A 25568-nucleotide genomic window follows, 5' to 3' on the forward strand; every position below is an offset into this window, starting at 1 on the left:
CACCTCTGGCTCTACGGGTAAGCCCAAAGGAGTGATGATTGAGCATCAGGCATTGGTCAGCCATATCCAAAGTATTATCCAGGCTTATGACATCACTGCTGAAGACCGCGTATTGCAGTTCTCCAACATTGGCTTTGATGCAGCAGTGGAGCAGGTGTTTGAAGCACTAACCACGGGTGCCTGTTTATATATTCGGCCTGCTGAGTTATGGACCTCGGCAGAGTTTGTCAGCTGGTTACAAGCCAACCCCATCACCATTACTGAATTCCCCCCTATGTATGCCAAGGCCTTGTTAGAGCCTGTGCTCATGGATACCGCCTTTTGGCAAGGGACTTCTCTGAGCCGATTAGTGGTCAGTGGTGATGTGTTACCACCAGACTTTGCCGAAGGTTGGTTGACGGGACCTGCCCAGCAACATTGTCAATTAATCAATAACTATGGACCCACAGAAACCACCATTTCCTCGACCCTTTACTGGTTAGGGGCTGGAAGCGCGGATCAATTGGCAAGTGGTGGGGGGCGTGTGCCTATCGGTAGTGCCACCTTAGACACAGAAGTGTATGTCATGGATAGCCAACAACAGTTAGTGCCTGTGGGCGTGCCCGGTGAGTTACTGATTGGCGGGATTGGTTTGGCACGAGGCTATCTGAATCGCCCTGAATTGACTGCCGAGAAGTTTATTGCGCATCCATTCAGCGCTAAGTCTGGGGCACGGGTGTATCGCACGGGTGACTTAGTGCGCTGGCTCGCCAATGGTGAGTTAGAGTTCTTTGGGCGACTGGATACCCAGGTCAAGCTCCGAGGCTTCCGGATTGAATTGGGTGAGATTGAAACCGCGTTACGTCATCAGGACGCAGTGCATGATGCAGTGGTGCTGGTCCGTGAAGATGAGCCAGGGGATAAACAGCTGGTGGCCTATGTGGTGCCAACAGATGCTGAGGTTGTTTCTGCAGATCTCGCCTTATTGATTGAACCGTTACGCCAGGTGCTTCAAGAACAGTTGCCTGACTTTATGATCCCAGCCGCTTGGGTGGTGTTGACCGCGTTCCCGGTGAATGCGAACGGTAAGTTGGATCGCAAAGCGTTACCGGTGCCTGAATATACCGCGGGTGATGACTATGTGGCACCCACCACAGAAACTGAGGCACAGCTGGCGTTGATTTGGCAGGAGGTGTTGGAACTCAATAACCCTGTCAGTGCCCATGCAAACTTCTTTAAGCTGGGTGGGCACTCATTATTGGCCATCAGAGTCTTAGCCAGTATTAAGGACATGTTCGGTAAAGCGCTTTCTGTGAAATGCTTATTTACCGCGCCGGTGTTATGTGACTTGGCAAAACACATTGATGCTGAAGCCTCCCAGTCCAGTATTGCGCAGACTGGTACCGATATTGCGCTGACTAAGATTGAACCTCAGCTGCGGCCACAGCATATTCCATTGTCTTATGCACAACAACGTTTGTGGTTTATTCATCAAATGGAGGGTGGCAGTCAGCAATATCACATGCCCGCTTCTTTGCGGCTGAAAGGCGTTACTCGCTTAGATCACTTAAGGACAACGCTGACGTTGTTGGTTGAACGTCATGAAGTTTTAAGGACGACATACCACAACGATATTCAAGGTATTGCCTATCAAAAAGTAAACTCAGCACCTGCAGTATTTCCTCTTGTTGAAGTTGATTTTTCAGAATGCTCTGATGCAGAGCAAGCACAAGAGATCGCCGCTTTCCAACAGGCATTTATCACCAAAGGCTTTGATTTAAGCGAAGACCTGATGCTCCAGGTAAGCTGTTTGAAACTCAGTGAGTACGAGTCAGTGTTACTGGTTGTCATGCACCACATTGCCTCAGATGGCTGGTCTGCCGATGTGCTTATTACAGAGCTGAGTCAGTGTTATAACGCACTTTGTTTAGACGAACAGCTGCCGTTAACGCCCTTACCCCTGCAATATGCGGATTATGCTATCTGGCAACGGCAATGGTTACAGGGTGACCATCTTGAAGCGCATTTGGCCTATTGGCGTCAACAACTGTCAGGCGCGCCCGATATTCATAGTATTCCCCTTGATAAGCCAAGACCTGCGGTGCAGGTGTATACCGGTGATGTGTTTGAGGCTTCGCTGAGCAGTCAGCTAACAAACCGCTTTATCAACTTGTGCCAGCAGCAAGGCGCCACGTTGTTTATGGGGCTGAATACAGCACTTTCACTGTTACTCAGTCGCTACAGTGGTGATCAGGATATCTTGATAGGAACGCCTGTGGCTAACCGGGACCAACTGGAACTGTCAGCACTGGTTGGCTTCTTTGTTAACAACCTGGTGATTCGTACCCATGTAGCACCCAATAGCACCTTTATTGATCTTTTGGCACAAACCCGGGCCACGGCATTAGAGGCGTATGAGCATCAGCATGTGTCGTTTGAGCATTTAGTAGAAGCGATTCAACCGAGTCGACACTTGAGTCATCATCCTTTATTCCAAGTCATGTTAGCAGTGCAGAATACCCCAGCAGGTAAGCTGGAATTGAATGAGGTTGACTGGGAAAGCATGCCAGCTAACAACACAGTGACCGCATTTGATTTGACCCTGAATGTAGAGGAGACCAGTCAAGGGCTTGCTTTAAGCTGGGAGTACAACACCAGCCTGTTTGAAAAGGCAACGATTGCCAGAATGGCAGAGCATTTTGCTGTGTTGTTAGAGCGCATTGTCGATGCACCCTTTGTACCTGGGTATCAGTTGCAGTGCTTAGGCATTGAGGCTCAGCAGCAGTTGCTGACACAGGGTCATACACCGCTTACTGAAGCGCATGTTGATGCTCAAGCATTCTGTATTCAACAGCTATTTGAGCAACAGGTAAATGCTAATCCTGAGGCCACAGCGCTACGTTTTGGTGAAAAAACGGTGAGCTATGCAGAGCTGAATCACCGGGCTAATCAGTTAGCTCGTTACTTAATAGCGGAAGGTATTGAACCAGATAATTTAGTCGGTATCTGTTGTGACCGGTCGATTGACCTCATTATCGCGCTGTTGGGTATTTTGAAGGCAGGTGGTGCCTATGTACCCCTTGATCCGACTTATCCAGAAGAGCGACTGTCATACATGATCAGTCACAGTGCACTATCACTGGTGATTACTCAGCAACACCTCGTTAAACAGCTACCTACAGGGCAAGTATCCTTTAAGCTGTTGGTTATTGATCATGTCGATATGGCTGATCAACTGGAGCGCTATCCGCAAACGAATATTGATCCTGACAGTATTGGACTGAAACCAGATCATTTGGCTTATGTTATTTATACCTCAGGCTCTACAGGTAAACCGAAGGGTGTGATGTTGCAACATGATGGCTTGGTAAACCTTGCGATCAGCTTACAGCAGCGTTTTATGGTTACCGCTAATAGTCGCTTGTTACAGTTTGCTTCATTCAGCTTTGATGGTGCTGTTGCCGAGTGGAGTTCAGCGCTTTGTGCTGGGGCTGAACTTGTTTTACTTACCCAAGAAACGGTGTTGTCAGAGACACTTTTAACCGATGTGGTCAACGTTCAACGTATCTCTCATGTGACATTGCCACCTGCACTGCTTGCTGTTCTAGATGTAGATAAATGGCCAAAAGTTTCCCACCTTAGTGTGGCAGGGGATCAATGTTCGCTCCCGCTAGCGAGGAGGTGGGCTAAAGATCGTCTTATGTTTAATGGTTATGGCCCCTCTGAAACAACTGTCTGTACTACAACAGCGCTAATTTCGCCAGGCTGTGCTCAAGTTGCTATTGGTAAAGCGATTCCTGGTAAGTCTGTGTATGTCTTAGATCCTCACCAACAGCTCGTTCCTCCTGGAGTGATTGGTGAGTTGTATGTCAGTGGTGTAGGGGTTGCGCGAGGCTACCTCAATAGACCTGATTTAACAGCAGAGTGTTTTATTCAAAGTCCTTTTGATCCAAATATCACACTTTATCGGACTGGGGATTTAGTTCGCTGGTTACCTAATGGGGAGTTGGAATTCCAAGGGCGTGTTGATCATCAAGTGAAGTTACGGGGGTTCCGGATTGAGTTGGAAGAGGTGACTTCTGCATTGCTGAAGCAGCCACGCGTCAGAGAAGCTTACGTCATGGTCAGAGAAGATCAGGCTGGTGATAAGCGACTGGTGGCTTACTGGGTCGGTGCTGGAGCTGCTGTGGATGAAAGTGCAGCTGAAGATGACGCTATTTCTGTTTTACGCCACTCACTTAAACAGTTGTTACCAGGGTATATGATCCCATCAGCATTTGTTCAGTTGGATAGCTTACCGCTGAACCCAAATGGCAAAGTAGATCGCAAACAATTGCCTGAATCTAATTATGACTTTATGAACGATAACTATCAGGCTGCACAAACAGCCGCTGAGGTAGCGCTTTGTGAGGTTTGGCAAAATGTTTTAGGCATTAGTCAGGTTGGTGTGAATGATAATTTCTTTACCTTAGGTGGTGATTCTATTCTTGCCATTCAAGTGGCTTCACAAGCCAAGCAGGCAGGTTATCAGCTGGCGACACGGCAGTTATTTGAGCATCAAACAATTGCTGAGTTGGCACTGTATGTTGAAGCAGTCACCAGTACGATTTCACAGCAGTCGGTTAAAGGCGAGCAACCCTTACTACCGATTCAGCAGCGTTTTTTAATCGGTGATCAGACTGATTTACATTATTTCAATCAGGCCCAGTGGCTGGCAATTCCCCAGGAAGTTAATGAATCTGCACTTCGCCAATTACTGGTGGCGTTATACCAACGCCATGATGTGATGCGTCTGGCTTTTGTTCAGCAAGAAGCGCAATGGCAAGGACATTATCTGGATGATTATCAAGCTCGTATTGTTGAGTCTTTATGGATAGAAGACTGTCGTCATTTGGCTGGAGCTGCACTAGCTGATCATATTAAAGCATTGGTTGATAGGGCTCAGGCGAGCTTAAGCCTTGAGCAAGAAGGTACGCTGTGTCGCTGGGTTTGGTGCCAATTACCAGAAGGACAGCCAGATCAGTTGCTTTGGGTAATGCATCACTTGATTGTGGATGGTGTTTCATGGCGGGTGTTAATTCAGGACTGGGAGCAGGGCCTTGCTCAGTTAAGTCAGCAGCAGCGAGTTTCACTGTCAGCTAAAACCAGTAGTTATCAACAGTGGGGACAGCGACTGCATGAGTATTGTGCTTCTGATTTACTGGTGAGTGAGCGTGACTACTGGCTGAATATCCTACAAGCACCTGTTACATCGCTTTTACCTTGTGAGCAGTATGTTTCTGAATCACAGCAAGCCAATCAAACGGTGAGTATTAAGCTTACTAAAAGCTTAACAAAACAGCTGTTAGGAAAGGCAAACCAGTGTTATCACACCCAAATAAATGACTTACTGTTAACGGCTTTACTGGAAGCGTTTGCGACTGGCCAAGGGGTTCAGGCTATTCGTATTGATCTGGAAGGGCATGGTCGAGAGCCAGACCTTGCAGGCCAGGCTAATGACTTAGATATCAGTCAGACAGTAGGTTGGTTTACCAGTCTATATCCTGTACTGCTCACTAAACCTGATCTTACAGATAAGAAAGTGGTTAGCTGGGGGAATATGCTTAAAGCAGTGAAAGAGCAGCTCAGGGCTGTGCCTAATAAAGGTATGGGCTTTGGCTTATTACGCTATATTGCTCAGGACCCAGAAACTACTCGTAGTCATGTTATATCTGAGGTTGTATTTAACTATCTAGGTCAATTCACACTAGGCCAATTCACAACAGAAGTTGATGAGTCATTAGAGGCAACAGCCTTCAGCTACCTGGGTAAAGAAGAGAGTGTCGCCAGAAGTAGACAGCATCCCTTGGAAATCACAGGAATAGCAGTTAATGGTGAGCTTGAATTTAATTTCGAGTTTGATCCTCAGGTATTACCCACAGCAAACATTGAGTGTTTGGCTAATGTCTATCAAGCATGCTTAACCGATCTGGTTGATCACTGTCTTAACAGTGAGGGAGGGCATACACCATCAGACTTTAACTTGGTTGACTTAAGTGCAGCACAAGTTGTAGATCTGGATCAGGCCTATCCTAACCTGCTGGACATTTACCCCAGTACTTCTATGCAGCAAGGGTTGCTGATGCACAGTAGTATGGATGAGGCATCAGGGATGTATATGTGTCAGTTGCAGCTGGTCTTTGAAGGGCTCAATGTCCAGCGCTTCAAGCAAGCCTGGGAACAGTTGGTTGCACGGCATGACATCTTGCGAACTGGGTTTGTCGAGGTCAGTAGTGGTGAACTAGTACAGGTGGTTCATCAACAGGTTAAACTGCCCTGGCAGAAACGTGATTGGCAGCAGGTAGAGCCTGATCAGCAAACACGCCAGTTGAATGAACTGTTGAAGCAAGAGCGAACAACACCTTTTGCTCTGGATAATCCACCTTTAATGCGCTTTGCCTTGGTGCAAGAAACTGACAGCTGTTGTCGTTTTATCTGGACTAATCACCATGCCTTGCTCGATGGGTGGTGTTTACCCATGGTCTTTGAAGAGGTATTAGCCCATTACCAGGCGTTGAGTAAAAACGAAGCTGCGAAGCTACCTAGTGTTGTGCCTTACCGGCGTTATATTGACTGGTTATCCAAACAGTCTAAGGCGGAAGCAAAGGCCTACTGGCAAAGCTATTTAGCGAGCTTTATTACACCAACCCAGCTTGGTTTATTTAATGAGCAGGCGGCTCAAGACGCTGTTGGGAGTGATGCTGAGTTAAGCTGCCTTCTTAGTTCACAACTGAGTCATCAGCTTAGACAGCTCGCGAAGCAAACGCAGGTTACCCTAAGTACTGTTATGCAGGGGGCCTGGGCATTACTTCTTAGCTGGTACAGCGGTGATCCGGAAGTGGTGTTTGGTTGTACCCGTTCAGGACGGAATATTCCGTTACCGGGTGTCGAGCAAATGATGGGGCTGTTCATCAATAGCTTGCCAGTCAGGGTCGCTGTTGATGACTTATCGCAATCTCTTAAGAATTGGCTGCAAGCTATTCATTTTTCTCAAAAAGATCATGATCGCTTCTGTCATAGTGCGTTAACCGATATTCAGCAGTGGAGTGATCTCAGTCCAGGCCTGGCATTATTCAACACGTTGGTTGTGGTCGAAAACTATCCCGTTGATAAAGCCCTTACCCAGGATAACGATCAGGCTCATGGTGAGACTGCATCTGAGTTGCCGAAACTGATTGAATCAGTAGGTGAAGAGCAGACTAATTACCCTATTACCCTGACAGTCATGCCTGATGATGTCATTGAAGTTAAATGGCTATATCAGCCTATACAGGTAAGCAGGGTGGCGATCAGTCGATTAGCTGAACACTTTGAGCAGTTATTGTCAGTGATGGTGGCATCTGCAGATCAGCCGCTGGCAAACCTGTCTTTACTTACAAAACAAGAACAACAGCAACTACAACATTGGAATCAAACGACTCAGCCGTATCCTAAGCACCTTAGCTTAGCCCAATTGTTTGAAAGTGTAGTGGCCAATACGCCTGATAGCACAGCCTTGGTTTATCGAGACTTGGTGTATCGGGATCAGCAGCTGAGTTATGAAAACCTTGATCAGCGAATTAATCAGCTTGCTAATTACCTGGTTAAACAAGGGGTTCAGCCTGCGCAGTTGGTTGGGTTATGTATGGATAGGTCAGTGGAGATGGTGGCTGCACTGTTAGCGATCATTAAAGTGGGGGCTGCTTACGTTCCTCTTGACCCTGAATATCCTGCTGAACGCATTACCCATATGTTGAGTGATACCCAGCTAAATCTTGTACTTACCCAGCAGCACTTGCATGATCGTTTGCCTGCATATGAGGGGGGCACTCTTTGCTTAGACAGCACGGACATTAAGGCAGCTGTTGCTGAGCAACCTGCGACCAGTCCACCGTTGGATAGGGACATCAACCCCGCTGATCAGCTTGCTTATGTGATGTACACGTCTGGCTCAACAGGTTTACCAAAAGGGGTACGAGTAACACAGCAAGGCATTTCACGATTAGTGAAAAATAATCAGAGTGTGCCGTTATCCGCAGATACAGTGATGTTGCAATGTGCATCCGTAACCTTTGATGCGGCCACACTGGAAATCTGGGGTCCGTTACTCAATGGTGGCAAGCTTGTTCTATACCCTGAGCCCATGGTTGATGCACAGCAGGTACCAGAAGTAATCAACCAGTTTCAGGTGAATATGTTATGGCTTACCTCCGGGCTATTTGATCAGTTTGTGGCGATCAATCAGACACCTCTGCCTAGCTTGAACTATTTGCTCACCGGGGGGGATGTGGTTAATCCTCAGTCCGTTGCACGATTCTATCAACAACAGCCTGATGTCACGTTGATTAATGGTTATGGGCCTACAGAGAATGTCACCTTTACCTGCTGTTACACCATTCCTCGAAGTTGGCCAGAGGATCAGCCTATTCCTATAGGTCAGCCTATTTCTAATACCCAGGTTTACGTCCTAGATGCCCGATTAAGGCCTGTGCCAATTGGTATCGTAGGTGAGCTGTATACCGGCGGCGATGGCGTAGCCCTTGGTTATCTGAACCGACCAGAACTAACGGCTGAGCGTTTTATTTCCAGTCCTTTTGCGGAGCATGAGCGACTGTATAGGACGGGTGACTTAGTACGTTGGCAAGCGGATGGCACCTTAATGTTTGTTGGCCGCATCGACAACCAAGTCAAAATTCGTGGCTATCGTGTGGAGCTGGGTGAAATAGAGAACTGCTTGCTAGGTCATGAGCAAGTGAGTAGTGCTCTGGTGGTGATCAAAAACCATGGGACAGACAGCGCTAGTCGTAAACAAGTCATTGCTTATCTGGTTACAAGAACGCAAGACGAAGAAGTGACTGCTGATATAAAAGACTTTGTCAGTGCGCAGTTACCTAATTATATGATGCCTGATGCCTTTGTGTTGATGGCATCTTTCCCGCTTACCTCTAATGGCAAAGTTGATCGCAAAGCACTACCTGAGCCTGTCTATACACAGCAGATGCAGTTTGTTGCACCTGCCACGGAAACTGAGCAAACAGTGATGGTGCTTTGGCAACAGTTGTTGGCTATTGAGGAGCCCATTAGTACCACAACTAACTTCTTTGATATTGGTGGTAACTCGCTACTCATTATGCGGGTAAATGCGATGGTGAAAGCCACATTTGGGGTTGATTTGGCGATAGGCGCCGTGTTCGAACAACCAACCATTGGCCAATTAAGTCGTCTCTTGGACCAACAGCTTAACGCTGAAGATGATGAACTGCTGAGTGATATTTTGGACCAGGTTGATGACTTAGCCATTGATGAACTTGCTCAACTCCTTGAAACCAGCGAAGAATAAGGTATACACGGATGGATAATAGAAGTAACAGTGTATCTGCTGACGCTCAATTAAAGCGTAAATTGGAAAGTCTGTCGCCAGAAAAGCGGGCATTGGTTGAGCAGTTACTTGCTAAGAAAAAGCAAGAAAAGCTTCAAACAGCACGAATAGTCCCCCTTAAGGATCGATCTGGTAAGCATGTACTGTCGTATGCTCAGCAACGTTTGTGGTCGATTGATCAGTTATTAGGAAAAAACAGTTACTACAACATACCCGTTGCTTTACAACTGAATGGCCGCTTAAACCAAGCGGCACTTGAAAAAGCTTTAGCGACGATTATTGAACGTCACCAAAGCCTCCGTACTGCATTCAGTGTTGAGGATGGACACGGCGTTCAACAAGTGGTGCCTATAGCCGATAGATTTAGACTGGATGTTGATGATTTAACGCCGCTGGGCCAGTCGCAAGCATTACAAGCCGTAGAGCCCTTAATGGATAATGCGGCAAATTATGCGTTTGATTTAACCGCAGGGTTATTGTTGAAAGCTAGCCTATGGCTGCTGGATAGTGATACCGCCATTCTGTTGATTGTGATTCATCACATTGCTGCCGATGGTTGGTCAATGAGTGTGCTGTTTAATGAGTTGAGTGCCCTTTATGAGGCGTATGTTAAAGGTGAAGAAAATCCATTGCCCTCCCTGGCTATTCAGTATATTGACTATGCTGTGTGGCAAAGAACATTTTTGGCTGGACCAGTATTAAAAAAGCAGTTGGACTACTGGCAGCAACAGCTGCAAGGTTTACCCCGTCTTCATAATTTACCTCTGGATAAGACTCGGCCTGCTCAACAGCGCTTTCAGGGGGCTATTTTAAAGTCTGAGTTGCCAGCTTATGCGACTAAGCAGCTAAAAATGCTGTGTCGACAGCAAAATGCCACACTCTTTATGGGTATATATGCTGCACTCTCAATGCTGCTCAGTCGTTATAGTGGTGAAGTGGATGTGGTGGTGGGTACGACGGCGGCAAACCGAGATCAAAGCGAAGTCTCAGGCCTAATAGGCTTTTTTATTAATAGTCTGGTTTTGCGCACTGATTTATCTACTAACCCTACGTTTACTGAGCTATTAACCCAATGTAAGTCTGTGGCTTTAGGTGCATTTGCACATCAACAAGTACCCTTTGAGCAGTTAGTAGATGAACTTAAACTGCCCAGAGATTTAAGTTACCACCCGCTTTTTCAAATCATGCTTGCAGTGCAAAATAATCAGGAGGCTGAGATTAATATGGCGGGGCTTAGCATTTCAGAAGCTCCCGTTAGAGCCAGTTCCGCTAAGTTTGATTTAACCCTGAATGTTGATGAACAGCCCAATGGATTGGCTCTGGACTGGGAATACAACACTGACCTGTTTGAAGCCACCACAATCAATCGATTAGCGGCCCATTTTAATCAGTTACTGATTTCCGCCCTCGAATTACCAACATTACCAGTGACACAGTTGTTCCTGCTGACTGAACAAGAACAACAACAGTTATTGCAGGATTGGAATCCTCCGTCGCTCAACTTACCCATTAAATCAGTGGCCCAGCAGTTTACTGTTCAGGCTCAAGCAACCCCTATGGCTGTTGCAGTGCTAATGAATAATGAAACACTGAGCTACCAGCAGTTAGAAGCTCGGGCCAACCAGCTTGCCCATTATTTGCTTGCCCAAGGTGTAACGCCTTGCAGCTTGGTTGGCGTTTGCCTGCCTCGTTCATTGAATATGGTTGTGGCAACATTAGCGATTTTAAAAGCGGGCTGCGCCTATGTACCGTTAGACCCACAGTATCCGGAAGACCGATTACAGTATTTACTCAGTGACAGTCAGGTTAGTTGGGTATTGACGGAAAGTGGTTTGGAGCAGCAGTTACCTCTGACCAATCAACAGGCGGTAGTGTTAGATAGTCTTGATGTGCAAAACACTATGGCGACCTATCCTACAACCGCTCCTGTGGTGTCTGTGAATGAGCACAGCCCAGCCTATGTGATTTATACCTCGGGTTCAACAGGGCAGCCAAAAGGGGTGGTAGTACCACACCGTGGTATTTTACGGTTGGTTTTGAATAATCCAGAGGTACCCGTGGACCAAAGCACAGTGATGTTGCAGTCCGCTTCGGTGACCTTCGATGCTGCGACCTTAGAGCTGTGGGGACCGCTCCTTAAGGGCGGTCAGGTGGTGTTGTACCCGGAAGAGGTCGTGGCCCCGGCCCAGTTAGCCACTTGCATTAACCAACATCAGGTCAATACGATTTGGCTAACTTCTGGTCTGTTTGATCAGTGGGTGGCCGCTGAATTGCCTGCAATGCCCAGCTTACGCTATGTGCTGACTGGCGGTGATGTAGTCTCGCCACAGTCGGTGGTGCGTTGTTATCAGCAGTATCCCCAGGTCACTGTCATTAATGGTTATGGTCCCACAGAAAATACGACATTTACCTGTTGTTTCCCCATTCCCAAAGACTGGCCTGTGGAGCAGCCAATACCCATTGGTAGACCGATCGGTAATACTCAGGTGTATGTATTAGATGCCTATCAGCAGCCAGTGCCTATTGGTGTTGTGGGTGAGTTGTATGCGGGTGGAGATGGCGTGGCGCTCGCTTACTTAAACAATCCAGCGCTGACGGCAGAAAAGTTTGTCGCTAATCCCTTTATTGGTAAGGCTTTGGTCAGTAAAACCCCTGATGCACGACTTTACCGCACGGGAGACCTGGTGAAGTGGTGTGCAGATGGCACCTTGGCATTTATGGGCCGGACGGATAACCAGGTAAAAGTCCGTGGTTTTCGGATTGAGCTGGGCGAAGTGGAAAATGCTTTGTTGAGCCAGACCGATGTAGCAGAAGCCCTGGTTGTGGTAAAAGCCACGGATACTGGAAGTAAACGACTGGTGGCTTATGTAGTGCCTGCGGACTCAGCTTCACTGGCTGATTATACGACAAGTGAGCAACAGGCGAATAAATTAAGAGACAGTCTGAAACAGCAGTTGCCGGATTACATGGTACCCAGCGGGATGGTCGTATTGGCCAGCTTTCCATTAACCAGTAACGGAAAAGTGGATCGAAAAGCCTTGCCAGAGCCACAGTATGAGTTACAACAGGGCTACGTGGCACCCACGACTGAAGCAGAAACTGTACTCTGTGAAATTTGGCAACAGGTGTTGGGTGTTAATCCTGTTGGTGTAAACGATAACTTTTTTGCTATCGGTGGGGATTCGATTTTAGCCATTCAAGTTGCATCTCGGACCTTGCGAGCTGGATATCAGTTGAGTACACGTCAGGTCTTTGAGTATCAAACGATTGCTGAACTGGCTAAGCAACTCAAAGTAAGTCAAATCAATAAACACGTTGACCATGTTGTGGTAGGAGAGCAGCCTTTACTACCCATCCAGCAAGCCTTTTTGAGTGGAGATGAGGTTGATTTACACCACTTTAACCAAGCTATGCGTATCACCTTGCCGGCAAGTGTCACAGAAGATCAGCTGCGTACGGCTGTTCAAGCCATTTATAAAAGACATGCCGTGTTTCGTTTATCCTTTCAACAGGTATCTCAAGAACAACCTTTGTCATGGCAAGGCGTATATGAAGAGAAATTAAGTGAACAGGCGATACAACGAAGCATCCACATAGTTAATTCAGAAGCTGACTGGGATACGCTGGCCTATAAGGCACAAACAAGCTTGCAACTGAATCCTGCACCCTTGAGTTTGCTGGTATGGAAGCCGACCTCACTAACCGAAAATAGGGAAAGTGAACTGTTATGGGTGATTCACCACTTAATCGTCGATGGTGTGTCCTGGCGTATTTTGCTACAGGATCTGGAGTATGCACTGAACCAGTTGCAACAAGGTAAGCCCATTGAGCTGGGGCTGGGTACAAGTAGCTTCCAGCAATGGGGGCAGCGTTTGATCAAATACAGCCAGTCAGAGGTTTTAACCCAAGAAAAAGCCTATTGGCAACGGGTATTAAGTCAGCCCATTTCGGTTTTACCTGTGGATCAACCATTAGCCTCAGAGGCAGATGATACCTATCAAGCCAGTGCTGAGCTGACCGTTAGCTTGAATAGCGCCACAACTCAGGCGTTATTGCAACAAGCGAATCAAAGCTATCACACCCAAATTAATGACTTGTTACTAACAGCGTTACTGCTGACCATCACTGAGTGGAATCGGGGACAGGCTATTCGCTTAGAAATGGAAGGCCATGGTCGAGAAGCATTATTTGAGGATATTGATCTTAATGAGACTGTTGGCTGGTTTACCAGCACCTATCCTGTAACGCTTAATCGAGATACCTATGAGTTAGGTTCGTTGATTAAATCAGTGAAAGAACAATTACGAGCTATCCCTAATAAGGGGATTGGCTATGGCGTTCTTCGTTACTTTAATGATGATCAACAGACATTGAAGCCTATTGAGCCCATTGAGCTGGTGTTTAATTATCTGGGGCAGTTTGATAGTCATGTTGATCAGACGTCGCCTTCACCTCAGCCTCACTCAGGTGTGGTGTTAAATGGTAGCTTTGAAAATACAGGCCCATGGGTTAGCCACCGCCGGCAACGAAGTCATCGTTTGAGTATCAGTGGGCTAGTCAGTGAGGGGCAACTGCAGTTGGTCTGGGATTATAACCGCTATCAATATAATGCCTCGACGATTCAAAGTCTGGCGGATAACTTCTTCAAGCATCTCACGACAATTGTCGAACACTGTGTAGAATCCCCTAGTGTTTATACACCTAGTGATTTTCCTTTAGCAAAAATAGGATCACACCAGCTTGATCAGCTTCAGGCTGACTATCCGCAGCTAGCGGATTTATATCCTTGTACCCCAATGCAGCAGGGCATGTTGTTTCATAGTGAGATGCAGCCAGATTCTGGGGTGTATATCACGCAGCTCATGCTTAGCTTTGGAGCCGCTAATCCGGATCACTTACAACATAGCTGGCAACAGCTGGTAGCAAGGCATGCCATATTACGGACCGCATTTGTTCATTTAGATCAGGCGCAACCACTTCAATTGGTGCAACGTCAGGTTGAGTTGCTCTGGCGAACAGTGGATTGGAGAGGACTCGCTGCAGAGGCATACCAAACTGAGTGGGCAGCGTTGCTGAAGTCTGAACGAGAAACACCTTTTAAGCTGGATCAAGCACCTCTGATGCGACTGGTGTTAGTGCAAGCGGCTGATGAGCAGAATCACCTGATTTGGACACACCACCATGCTTTGCTGGATGGTTGGGGAGTACCCATACTGATTCAGGACTTGGAAGCGTTGTATTGTGCACATCAACAAGGGTTACCTGCTCAGTTATCCCCTGTAGTGCCTTATCGACAGTATATCCAGTGGCTACAACAACAGAGTTTGGATGCCGCAAAGGGCTATTGGCAAAGCTATTTAAAAGATTTTACTGAGCCATCGCCATTGGTTGTTTCCCAAGTAGATGTTCATGCTGCGCAATCTGAAGGCGAGTTCCAGTTTAGCTTAGGTGAGCATTTAACTGCGCAGTTGCAGCAGCTGGCTAAGCAGGCGCAGGTTACTCTGAGTACAGTTTTTCAAGGTGCTTGGGGAATATTACTGAGCCGTTATTGTGGTGTTCGTGATGTGGTATTTGGGGTAACACGGTCAGGGCGACCAGAAACCATTGCGGGTGTAGAAGATATAGTTGGTTTGTTTATCAATAGTGTGCCTTTAAGAGTACAGTTTGATGAGTCAAGCTCATTAGGTCCTTGGTTGCAGGCGTTGCAGCAGTCGCAAGCAAGTCATGATAGCTATAGTTATGCACCGCTGGTTGATATTCAGAAGTGGAGTGAGCTCAGCCCAGGCAGTCAGTTATTTGATACATTGCTTGTGGTTGAGAACTTTCCTATGGAAGAAAAACTACAGCAACTCCACAAAGATGAGGCAGGATTACCCATAACGGATTTAGATGGCATCGAACAAAGCAGTTTGCCGCTGAGTGTTACGATTACTCCAGGCAAAACCTGTCATGTCAGAATGCTCTATCAACAGGATAAGTTTGATGATGCTTCAGTCAAACGACTCAGTGAGCAATGGCAACAGCTGTTAATTGCAATGACTTCCATCAAGCCACATTTACTAGAAAAAAGAGTTGCTCAACTCAGTTTGTTGTCTGTATCGGAACAGCAGCATATTTCTCAAATATTGAGTCAGGCTGATATTAAATCAACGTATTCTGCTTCAGTGCTTGAGCAATTTGAACGGCAGGAGAGTTTAACTCCCCATGCGCTAGCCATAGTTCATAACAACCAACAACTGACGTATGAAGCGCTTAATAAGCAAGCTAATCAGTTAGCGCGTCAGTTAGTTTCTATGGGCGTCTCAGTTAACCAGTTGGTTGCCATTTGTTTGCCTCGTTCACCTGAAGTTGTTATAGCCATGCTGGCGGTATTTAAAGCAGGTGGAGCTTATTTACCTATGGATCCTAGCTACAGTGCTGAACGAAATCAGCATATTTTAGTGGCCAGTGAAGCAGGTATCGTGATAACGAAAAATGATTGTTTAAGCCATATAATTGTGGAAAAACAGCAGTTAATTATTTTGGATGAGGTTGTAGTCAAAAAACACATTGAAACATTACCCGCAACAAACCTAAATATTAAAACGAATCCTGAAAACTTAGCCTATGTCATTTATACCTCTGGCTCTACAGGTAAACCCAAAGGCGTAGCGATTAATCAACATAATCTAGCTGTTTCTACCCAAGCCCGTTATGAATTTTATCAGTCCCCGGTGTCAAGCTACTTATTACTTTCATCATTTGCTTTTGACAGTTCTGTAGCGGGTATTTATTGGACATTATGTACTGGAGGTAAATTATGTTTACCTACTGATATAATGGATTTAGCAAGTTTAAGAACGTTACTAAGTGAGCAGCAGGTTAGCCACTTATTAGCGTTGCCCTCTTATTACTCACAATTGCTTTTTGCTGATGATATGATATTGCCAGAATCACTTGATGTAGTGATTCTGGCGGGTGAAGCTTGCTCGGAACAGGTTGTTAAACAACATTATACGCAGACAAATAACTGCGATTTAGTCAATGAATATGGGCCAACTGAAGGTACGATCTGGGCGACGGCCAAAAAACTTGAGTGTGATAAAGCACTGGTTACCATAGGTAAATCTGTAGGACATATTAAAACTTATGTTTGTTTTCCTGAAAGTAATCCTGATTATAACCAGTTATGTCCAGTAGGGGTTGTAGGTGAATTATGGTTAGGAGGAGAGGGTGTTGCTCAAGGTTATTATTTGCAGCCAGAGTTAACACAGCAAAGCTTTAATGATGATCCGTTTAGCGGTAAAGCAGGAGCTAAACTCTATCGAACAGGTGATTACGTTCGCAGGCTTAATAATGGTGAATTAGCCTTTGTTGGACGGCATGATGATCAAATTAAAATTCGAGGTTTTAGAGTAGAATTAAAAGAAATCGAAGCGCTAATTGAAGCTGATCATTCAGTGCTAGAAACAGCGGTTGTATGCCATGAATCTGGGCAACTTATTGCATTTGTTGCGGCTAAAGCTGAAGTGCCTGAGGGGGTGGTTGATGGCTTAAATGAGCAGTTAAGACAGCAGCTTCCTGACTATATGCGTCCGCAGAAAATTATTTTAATAAAACGTTTGCCGGTCAATGCTAATGGTAAAGTTGACAGAAAATTACTCACTCGATATGTGCTTGATGAAACGAAGGATGTTTATAGCGCACCAGCAACTGAAAATGAAATATTACTGCATGAAATTTGGCGAAGCGTATTAAATAAAGAAAGAATAAGTACAGAAGCTAATTTTTTTGCTGAGGGGGGGGACTCAATTATTGCAATGCAAATAGCCTCTCAAAGCCTTAAAATGGGTTTGAAATTTTCAGTAGGTGATTTGTTTGAATACCCAACAATTGCAGGATTAGCCAAAAAAGCAGTAACCCAAAAAGTGGTAAAAGGCCATGTGAATCAAAAGCAATCTGCTGTAGTGCGTGTTACTGGAGAGCAAACTTTACTGCCAGTTCAACAATCATTTCTTGATGGTGATGGTGATCCGATAGATCGGCATCATTTTAATCAGGCACTAAGAATGTCATTGCCAAATGGGGTAGATGAAACACTATTGATACAGGCGCTTACTGAAGTTTGTCAGCATCATGATGTTTTTCGATTAAGGTTTTTCCAAACACAGGGACTTTTTCATACACAGGAGTTATGGAAAAGTAGTTACCAGGATAATATAACCGTTAAAGATAGTGTGCTGAAATGTGATCTAACCAAAGTTGCTGTGGAAGATCAGGAACCTCTTATTGAACGTTTTGCTAATAAAGTACAGGCAAGTTTATCGCTACAATCAGCACCTTTAACTAAAGCTATTTGGCTACAGTTTGGAAATCAGCAAGCCGATCAACTTATTTGGATATTGCATCATTTAATTGTTGATGGGGTTTCATTAAGGTTATTAACGCAGCATCTATTGTTAGCATTGCAACAGCTTTTGGCTAAAAAGGCTGTTGATCTAGGTGTTAAAACAACAAGCTATCAACTTTGGGGAAGGCAGCTTTTAACCTACAGTCAGTCTGATGAACTTCAGGCTCAAAAAGCGTATTGGTTAAAACAGTTAAGTCAGCCAGTAGCGCCATTGCCCACTGACTATCCCGCATCATACTACCAGCAAGATAAGAGTTTTAAAGCAAGCAGTGATGTGAGTGTTTACTTGGATCGAGATACGACAACCGCATTACTCCAAAAGGCGAATCAACGTTATAACACTCAAGTAAATGATTTGTTGCTTACAGCACTCATGCTGAGTCTAACTGACTGGACAAGAAGTACTGCAACACGCTTTTCGCTGGAGGGGCATGGTCGGGAAATGATTTTCTCAGAGATTAATTTAAATGATACTGTTGGTTGGTTTACCAGTGTATTTCCGGTGTGTTTACAAAGAAGCGCTCAGGATATTGCCCAACACATTCAGACCGTGAAAAGGCAGTTACGTACGATCCCACAAAAAGGTTTAGGTTTTGGTGTGCTTCGCTATCTTAAGCGGGATAGCGAAGTCATAAATGCACATACACCTTCTGAGGTACTGTTCAACTATCTAGGTCAATTTGAAAGTGCAAGAGATGATAAACATTCAGATCAAAGTGATGTCTTTGGTAATACAGGAGCATGGATAAGTTCACGACGACAAAGACCTTATAAGCTGGGTATAAATGCGATTGTTTCGAGTGGGTGCTTACAAGTTGTTTTTAACTTTAGTAAATACCAATATAAAGAAAAAACCATTAAAGGTTTAGCTGATAGTTACATTAGGTACTTACAGAAAATCGTTGCTCACTGCCTGGACAAAAATAATGGGCGAGATGCGCATGGTATGATGCAGGAAGTAAGTGATACAATAAATGGGTTATCACAGAAAGGAAGTATGAGTAAATCAGAGCAAACCCACAATAATAAAAATAAAGGAAAAGTTATAAATAAGCAGGCTACAAGGGATATAATGATCAAGCTAACTACACATAATGCTAACCAGAAAACGGTTTATTGTTTTCCTGGCATTGGTAGTACAGGCATTGATTTTTACCATTTGGCCAATAGCCTAAAAAATGATGTGAATCTTAATGTAGTTGATCCAGAGATTTTTAAAACACAAGATGCTTGTCTTGACTGGTCTTCTTTAACTGAAATGTATCTCGAAAGCTTTGTTGATGATCAGGAATATACGCTTATAGGTCATTCATTTGGAGGGTGTCTTGCCACTGAGCTTGCTGCTCATTTGGAGCGAAAAAATAAGAACGTGCGCCTAGTTTTACTTGACACATTATTAGAAGCTTCGATGGTGGCGAAAAGAGAAAAACGAGATACCTTCGTCATAGATCACTATATTGCCTCTCTTGGACTAAAGTCGTTTTTTGGTTTGAGCACAGAACAAGTAAACACAGCGATCAATGGTGCAGGGTGTCCTGTAAGTGTATTACGAACCCTTTGTATTGAAAATAAAATTCCGGAGGAGTTTACTAACGATTTTATTCATTTAAGTAAACGTCAAATGGCGTTGTATGTGAATTATCAGCCAAGCAAATTACTTACAACAAAAACAGCATTTCTATTCAGTAGAAATTCGTTTGCCAATCAAACATTTTTAAGTGAAGTCATTAGCCGTTATAAAGGAATCTATCATCATCTGGAAACTCCAGTGCAAGTCAGTGGAGACCACTTTACCATGTTAAAGCCTGATTTTGTTGATGATTTAGCTGACAAAATCAGATGTTTTATTTCAAGCTAATAGAAACATGTCGTGAAATACTTTAAGAAATTTTAATATATAGGCAATGGTGTGGTTTTAGTTCTTAAATGACTCTGTTGTCTGATAAATATGGCTGCCGTATTATGGATTCTTCATCGATTGATATGAGGGTTGAAAAGCCAGTTAATATTAACCAGGGAAGCATGAGTGTTTATTATTTTGGTTTAATATTAACGGCAACCATGGTATCTGTTTTGGGTACTATGATTACTGATTTTGCTTTAGGTCAGTGGGTCTATAAAACAACGAACTCAACAACCGCATATAGTTTGATTGGGTTTGCTGCCTTAGCTCCACAGTTGATTTTAGCGCCTTTTGTGGGAACAATTATTGATCGTTATCCACGAAACTTATTGATGATTTTGGGGCATGCGGGTGCAGGCTGTTGTACTTTATTATTATTGGTATTATATGCAACAGATAGTCTTCAAGTTTGGCAGATCGTTATTCTTGCGTGTTTTAGTTCAGTATTTAATGGTTTGGTTAATCAAACATTTATTGTGTTGATACCTGTACTGGTAAAAAAAGAGCATTTAGGAAGAGCACAAGGATTTATACAGGGAGGTATGGGCATAATTCAAATTGCAGCACCTGCTATAGCTGCATTTGCATTGGCTGCGATCGATTTGAAGGGTATTTTTATTGTTGATATATGTAGTTTTTCTGTCGTTATTTTAGTACTGCTTTCAATTAACCCATTATTGAAGAGGGGGGATGGGCGAGAAATTATAGAGGATGTAAAAGACAATAAAAATAACTGGAAGTCAGATATACGTGATGGTTTAACCTACCTTAAAACGCAACCATCACTTTTGAAATTATTGCTGTTCTTTTCTATCGTAAATTTTAGTATAGGAATGGTTGAGATTCTGTTTACACCTTTGATTTTAAGTTTTTATGATGTGATTGAGCTTGGTACCATTTTAAGTATTTCTGGTTTGGGAACATTGGCTGGGGGGATATTACTAAGTATTTGGGGAGGACCAAAAAAACGCGTCCAAGGAATGTATTTATTTCTAGCGCTCATGGGAACGTCAATAATGCTTATCGGTGGTGCATTTGCTTTTGATCAGTACACCATCATCATTTTAAGTGCGATAGGTTTTATTGTTACACTTTGTTTTGTCACTGTTGATAGTTGTGATCAGGTCGTTTGGCAAACGGTTGTGCCTACTGGACTTCAGGGACGAGTATTTGGTATTCAAACATTGCTTGCCCAGCTGGCAGTACCGATATCATTCTTAGTCGCAGGGCCACTGGCTGATCATGTATTTGAGCCACTTATGGCTGTTGACGGATTGCTTGCTGGTACTGTGGGTTCTGTCATTGGGGTAGGTCCAGGTAAAGGCATTCTATTACTCTATAGTATTTGTGGTTTTCTTGTATTATTAAATATTGCCTTATTTAAATGGTTATCTGACCTTGATAGCTTGGATAAAGTGATTGAAAAAGCAACGCACTAATATTTTAAATACTTTACTGAATATATTTGCACTTAAGGGATAAAGTATGAATAACTTTATGGAGTTTGAGTCTGAAGTACGAAGTTATGTAAGGTCCTTTCCGACGGTTTTTGAGCGTGCTGAGAACGCGGTTATTTGGGATGAGCAGGGTAACGAGTATCTGGATTTTTTTGCGGGTGCCGGTACGCTTAATTATGGACATAACCCTGAACAAGTGAATCAAGCGCTTATCAATTACCTAAGTAATCAAGGAATATTGCATAGTTTGGATAAAGCAACTGTGGCAAAAAAAAGGTTTATGGAAGCTTTTTACCAAACTATTTTGATGCCAAGAAATCTTGATTATAAAATTCAGTTCACTGGACCTACGGGTACTAATGCTGTAGAGGCTGCTATTAAATTAGCTCGTCGAGTGACTCAACGATCTAATGTTATTGCGTTTACTCAAGGCTATCATGGTTTAACAATGGGATCATTAGCGTTAACGGCTAATGATTATTACCAAAACCAAAGTTATGGTGGTCGTGCGAATGTATACCATGCGCCTTATGATGGCTATTTTGGATCAAGCATAAATACTGCTGAGTATTTAAGGCAACTGGTTGAAGATTCAAGTAGTGGTGTCTCAATACCTGCTGCGATTATTCTTGAAACCATTCAGGGTGAAGGTGGGGTGAATACTGCTGCCAAAGAGTGGCTGCAGGATATTGAAAAACTATGTAAGGCCCATGATATTATTTTGATCATTGATGATATTCAAGTCGGAAATGGGCGTTCTGGAGAGTATTTTAGTTTTGAATTTGCAGGCATTAAACCTGATATTATTTGTATGTCAAAAGCGATTGGTGGCGGTTTGCCATTAGCATTTACATTAATAAAACCCGAACTAGATCAATGGCAACCTGGTGAACATACAGGTACTTTCAGAGGAAATAACTTGGCGTTTGTGGCTGCTACAGAGTTATTAAAAAATTGGACTACCGATGACTTATCACAAGAAGTACATAAAAAAGGTTGCATCATAAAAGATTATCTTGAACAATTAGTATCTGCTTACCCAGAGCTGGATATGTCTGTTCGAGGTCGAGGAATGATTTGGGGGTTAGATATACCACAACCAGGTTTGGCAAAACAGTTGTCGAGAGTCTTATTTGAAAATAATTTACTTGTCGAAACATGTGGTAAAGATGATCATGTTGTTAAGTTATTACCCCCATTAACAATCGATTCTGCTCAATTAGAAGAAGGTTTAAGGAAAATAGGCTTTGGAATTGAGGAATTAATAAATAGAGAAATGACACCTTTACATCATGATATACCCTTCACGAATCATTTTTAGGGTTTGTTGTCAGCGCTCTTGAACACCAAGGATGGGGTGGCAGTTTATGCAGGAGCATTTAACTGCCACCCCAGTCACTTATTAATATAAGTCCCTGGGGCTTCATCACTTGACGGCCGCCCCTAAAAATCCTTCGTATTGAGTATAGAAAAATTTTTGCTCAAGTTTAAGTAAACCTTTCGCGAAAATAAAATACCCCGTGAACTTGTCAGAATGCTTGTTTTGTTTGCGGGTTGATTTTTCACCAATTTATATCATTTCCCTTCCTCAACAATATTTTTATTTGCATCTGTCCTGGTATTAATACCCAGTGCTTCTGCTACTAGATAAAAGATAGACTGATACGGAATACCACTGTGTAAACTAAGACCTGTTTCACAGGTAATGCTTGTACTAAAACCACGGGAGCAGTTTGCAACCTGTGATTTTAGTGTTGCTAAGGCACTCGCATTTAATTCCGGGAAATTGAAACCTTTATCTCCTGCAAACCCACAGCAACTGATGTCAGGAGGAATAATCACTTTTTGTGCACAGTGTTCAGCTAATTGTTGGGCTTGTAATGTAAGTCCCATGCGATGGGTAGAACATGTTATATGCAAAGCAATCTGCTCTTTGATTGGGGTAAGCAAATAGCCTTTATTTGAGTTAACGATATATTTTAGACAAAAATTAAAAGGCTCATAAAGCGTTAAGTGACTGCTATTTTTGGTTTGTAGTAAACATGGGCTTGTATCTGCAAGGATCGGCCATTTACCATTATTGGAATAAAGGAATAGTGTGTCGTGTAATTGCTGACGTTTTTGTTCCGCTATCGTTTTATACCCTTTACTCAAATAAGGTTGCCCGCAACAAAGTGCTTTTTCATCTACCGTTAAGACATTAAATCCCAACTGCATAAGGATATCAGGGATGAGCATGGTCAGTGGTGGTAGAGATTTGGTTCCGCTGATAACTTTAGTTACGCAGCTAGGCCAATAAACAATTGTTTTTGATGGATCAAATTTCTTCGGTGTTATACCTTTCTGAGTAGAAGATCGAGGATATTTTTTTAAGCACTGTTGAGTAACGACTAAAGGTAACGTTGATGGCCATAGAGGTAGCCGTTTACCTGACAGGTTGTGTAGTGTTTGGCTGAGGTGATATTGACGCACTCTACCAACCCATTGGCCACTCCATTCCGCCAATTTGAGACCCATTTTGATACCAGTCAGGCATAAGTCAAAGTGGTTTGCAGTCCACTGGGCTAAGCGAGCGTGTTTAGCCTGTTGTTGGCGTAAAGAACGGATAAACTCGCCGGTATTAATGTTCACAGGGCAGCGATTTGCACAAAGCCCTGTTGCTGCACAGGTTTGATTTCCATAATAGTGAAACTGTTGAAGCCAATGTTTAACGGGTTCCTTATGTTGCTGACGTCGGGTAATTTCTCGCCATACCGCAATTCGCTGTCTTGGGGTAAAAGATAGATTTTTGGATGGACAAACCGCTTCGCAAAAACCACATTCTATGCACGTATCGATAAGTGGGTGAGATGACGACATGATTTTAAAATTTTCCAAGTGCACATGTGGATTGTCATTCAGAAGTACACCTGGGTTTAAAATATGGTTTGGATCGAATATCTGCTTTATCGTTTTCATAAGCTGATAAGCAGTTGATCCCCACTCCAGTTCAACGAAAGGTGCAATATTCCGACCTGTGCCATGTTCTGCTTTTAATGAACCTCCAAATTGTAGTGCCACACCTTTACAGACTTCTTCCATAAACTGTTGATATTGCTGTGTATGCTGAGCGTTATCAAAACGTTGAGAAAATACAAAGTGTACATTGCCAGCAAGGGCATGTCCGAAAATAATGCCATCACTGTAACCGAACTTAGTAAATAAATGCTGGATGTATTGCACACCCGCAGCAAGGTGTTCAATAGGAAAGGCAACATCTTCAATAATGACTGTAGAACCTGGTTTACGTTGTGCACCGACAGCAGGAAACAAGCCTTTACGAATAGCCCATAGTTGATCGATGTTATCTTTATCTGTCGTGAATCTGGCTGGTGTTAAAGGTTGAAAATGGGAGAGGCATTGTTCAATTATTTTTATAGATTGGTTTAATTGGGCCTCAGAATCAGTCTGCGTTTCGATAAGTATTGCCGCGCTTTGTGGTGATAGGGACTGTGTTCCAGGCATTGCGGAGTGTGTCGCGACAGCATGCAGACTACGACTATCCATGAGTTCGACAGCGGCTACAGGCATCGTTTGTAATGTTTCTACGGCTTGACAGGCATCTACCAACGTTGGAAATACGACGAGTGTTGCTGCTTTGTAAGGATAATCCTTAATAGTATTGAGTGTGACAGAAGAAATAAAACCTAATGTGCCCTCTGACCCAACCAGTAAATGAATTAAAATTTCAATAGGATCTGTAAAATCAATGAGCGCATTAATAGCATAACCTGTTGTATTTTTAAGTCGGTATTTATGTCTAATGCGTTTTGATAAGGATGCATCAGCATGTGTTTGTTGGCTTAATTGCTGTAATTTATCAAGCAGTGGTTGATGGTGTTGTTTAAAGGCTTTTATGCTGTTGTTGTCAGCCGTATCCAGTATCGTACCATCAGCCAACATTAAACGCATATGACGTAATGTATGATAGCTGTTCGCGGCAACGCCGCAACACATACCACTGGCATTATTGGCTACTATTCCACCTATTTTACAGCTATTAATTGATGCAGGATCAGGACCTAATTTTCGTTGCCAGGGTTGTAATAAGCGATTAACATGAGCGCCAATTACGCCTGGCTGTACTTGTATAACGGTACCTTCCTGTTCAATACGATAGTTATTCCAGTCAGGCCCTAAAACAACCAGTACACTATCAGTGATTGCCTGTCCAGAAAGACTGGTTCCTGCTGCACGAAATGTGATACCAACTTGATATTGATTAGCCAGCTGTAATAGTTGGCTGATTTCGTGTTCGTGATTAACGTGGACAATTAATTTAGGTAGAAGCCGGTAACAGCTTGCATCAGTACTATAAGCATAATGTAATACTTCATCTGTGATGAGTTGTTCTTTGCTGAAAATAGAAGCCAGTTGTTGTGTGAATACATTCCAGTTATTCAT

5 protein-coding genes are annotated in these 25568 nt (G+C 43.8%); 4 read left to right on the top strand and 1 reads right to left on the bottom strand.

Annotated features, from left to right (window positions below):
- From KCG35_RS18975 to ectB, 4 genes are all read left to right on the top strand, one after another.
- Positions 1 to 9337: non-ribosomal peptide synthetase (locus tag KCG35_RS18975; protein ID WP_215821443.1), on the top strand; the 9337-nt coding region annotated here is incomplete at its 5' end.
- 11 nt (positions 9338 to 9348) lie between these two features.
- A complete protein-coding gene (locus KCG35_RS18980) occupies positions 9349 to 19623 on the top strand; it encodes a non-ribosomal peptide synthetase (RefSeq protein WP_215821444.1) in 10275 nt (3424 codons plus the stop codon).
- 68 nt (positions 19624 to 19691) lie between these two features.
- Positions 19692 to 21107 (top strand): MFS transporter, encoded by a 1416-nt coding sequence (locus KCG35_RS18985; protein ID WP_215821445.1) that lies wholly within the window; start codon positions 19692 to 19694, stop codon positions 21105 to 21107.
- A gap of 46 nt (positions 21108 to 21153) precedes the next feature.
- Positions 21154 to 22446 carry a diaminobutyrate--2-oxoglutarate transaminase gene (gene ectB / locus KCG35_RS18990; protein WP_215821446.1) on the top strand — a complete coding sequence of 431 codons (1293 nt, stop codon included), beginning with the start codon at positions 21154 to 21156 and terminating at the stop codon, positions 22444 to 22446.
- Between the two features lie 254 nt (positions 22447 to 22700).
- Here the strand turns inward: ectB and KCG35_RS18995 are convergent.
- Positions 22701 to 25568, bottom strand: a 2868-nt coding sequence (locus KCG35_RS18995) for an FAD-binding and (Fe-S)-binding domain-containing protein (RefSeq protein ID WP_215821447.1), incomplete at its 5' end; no start/stop codon positions are given.

The organism is Zooshikella harenae, assembly GCF_018837975.1.
GTDB classification, from domain to species: domain Bacteria; phylum Pseudomonadota; class Gammaproteobacteria; order Pseudomonadales; family Zooshikellaceae; genus Zooshikella; species Zooshikella harenae.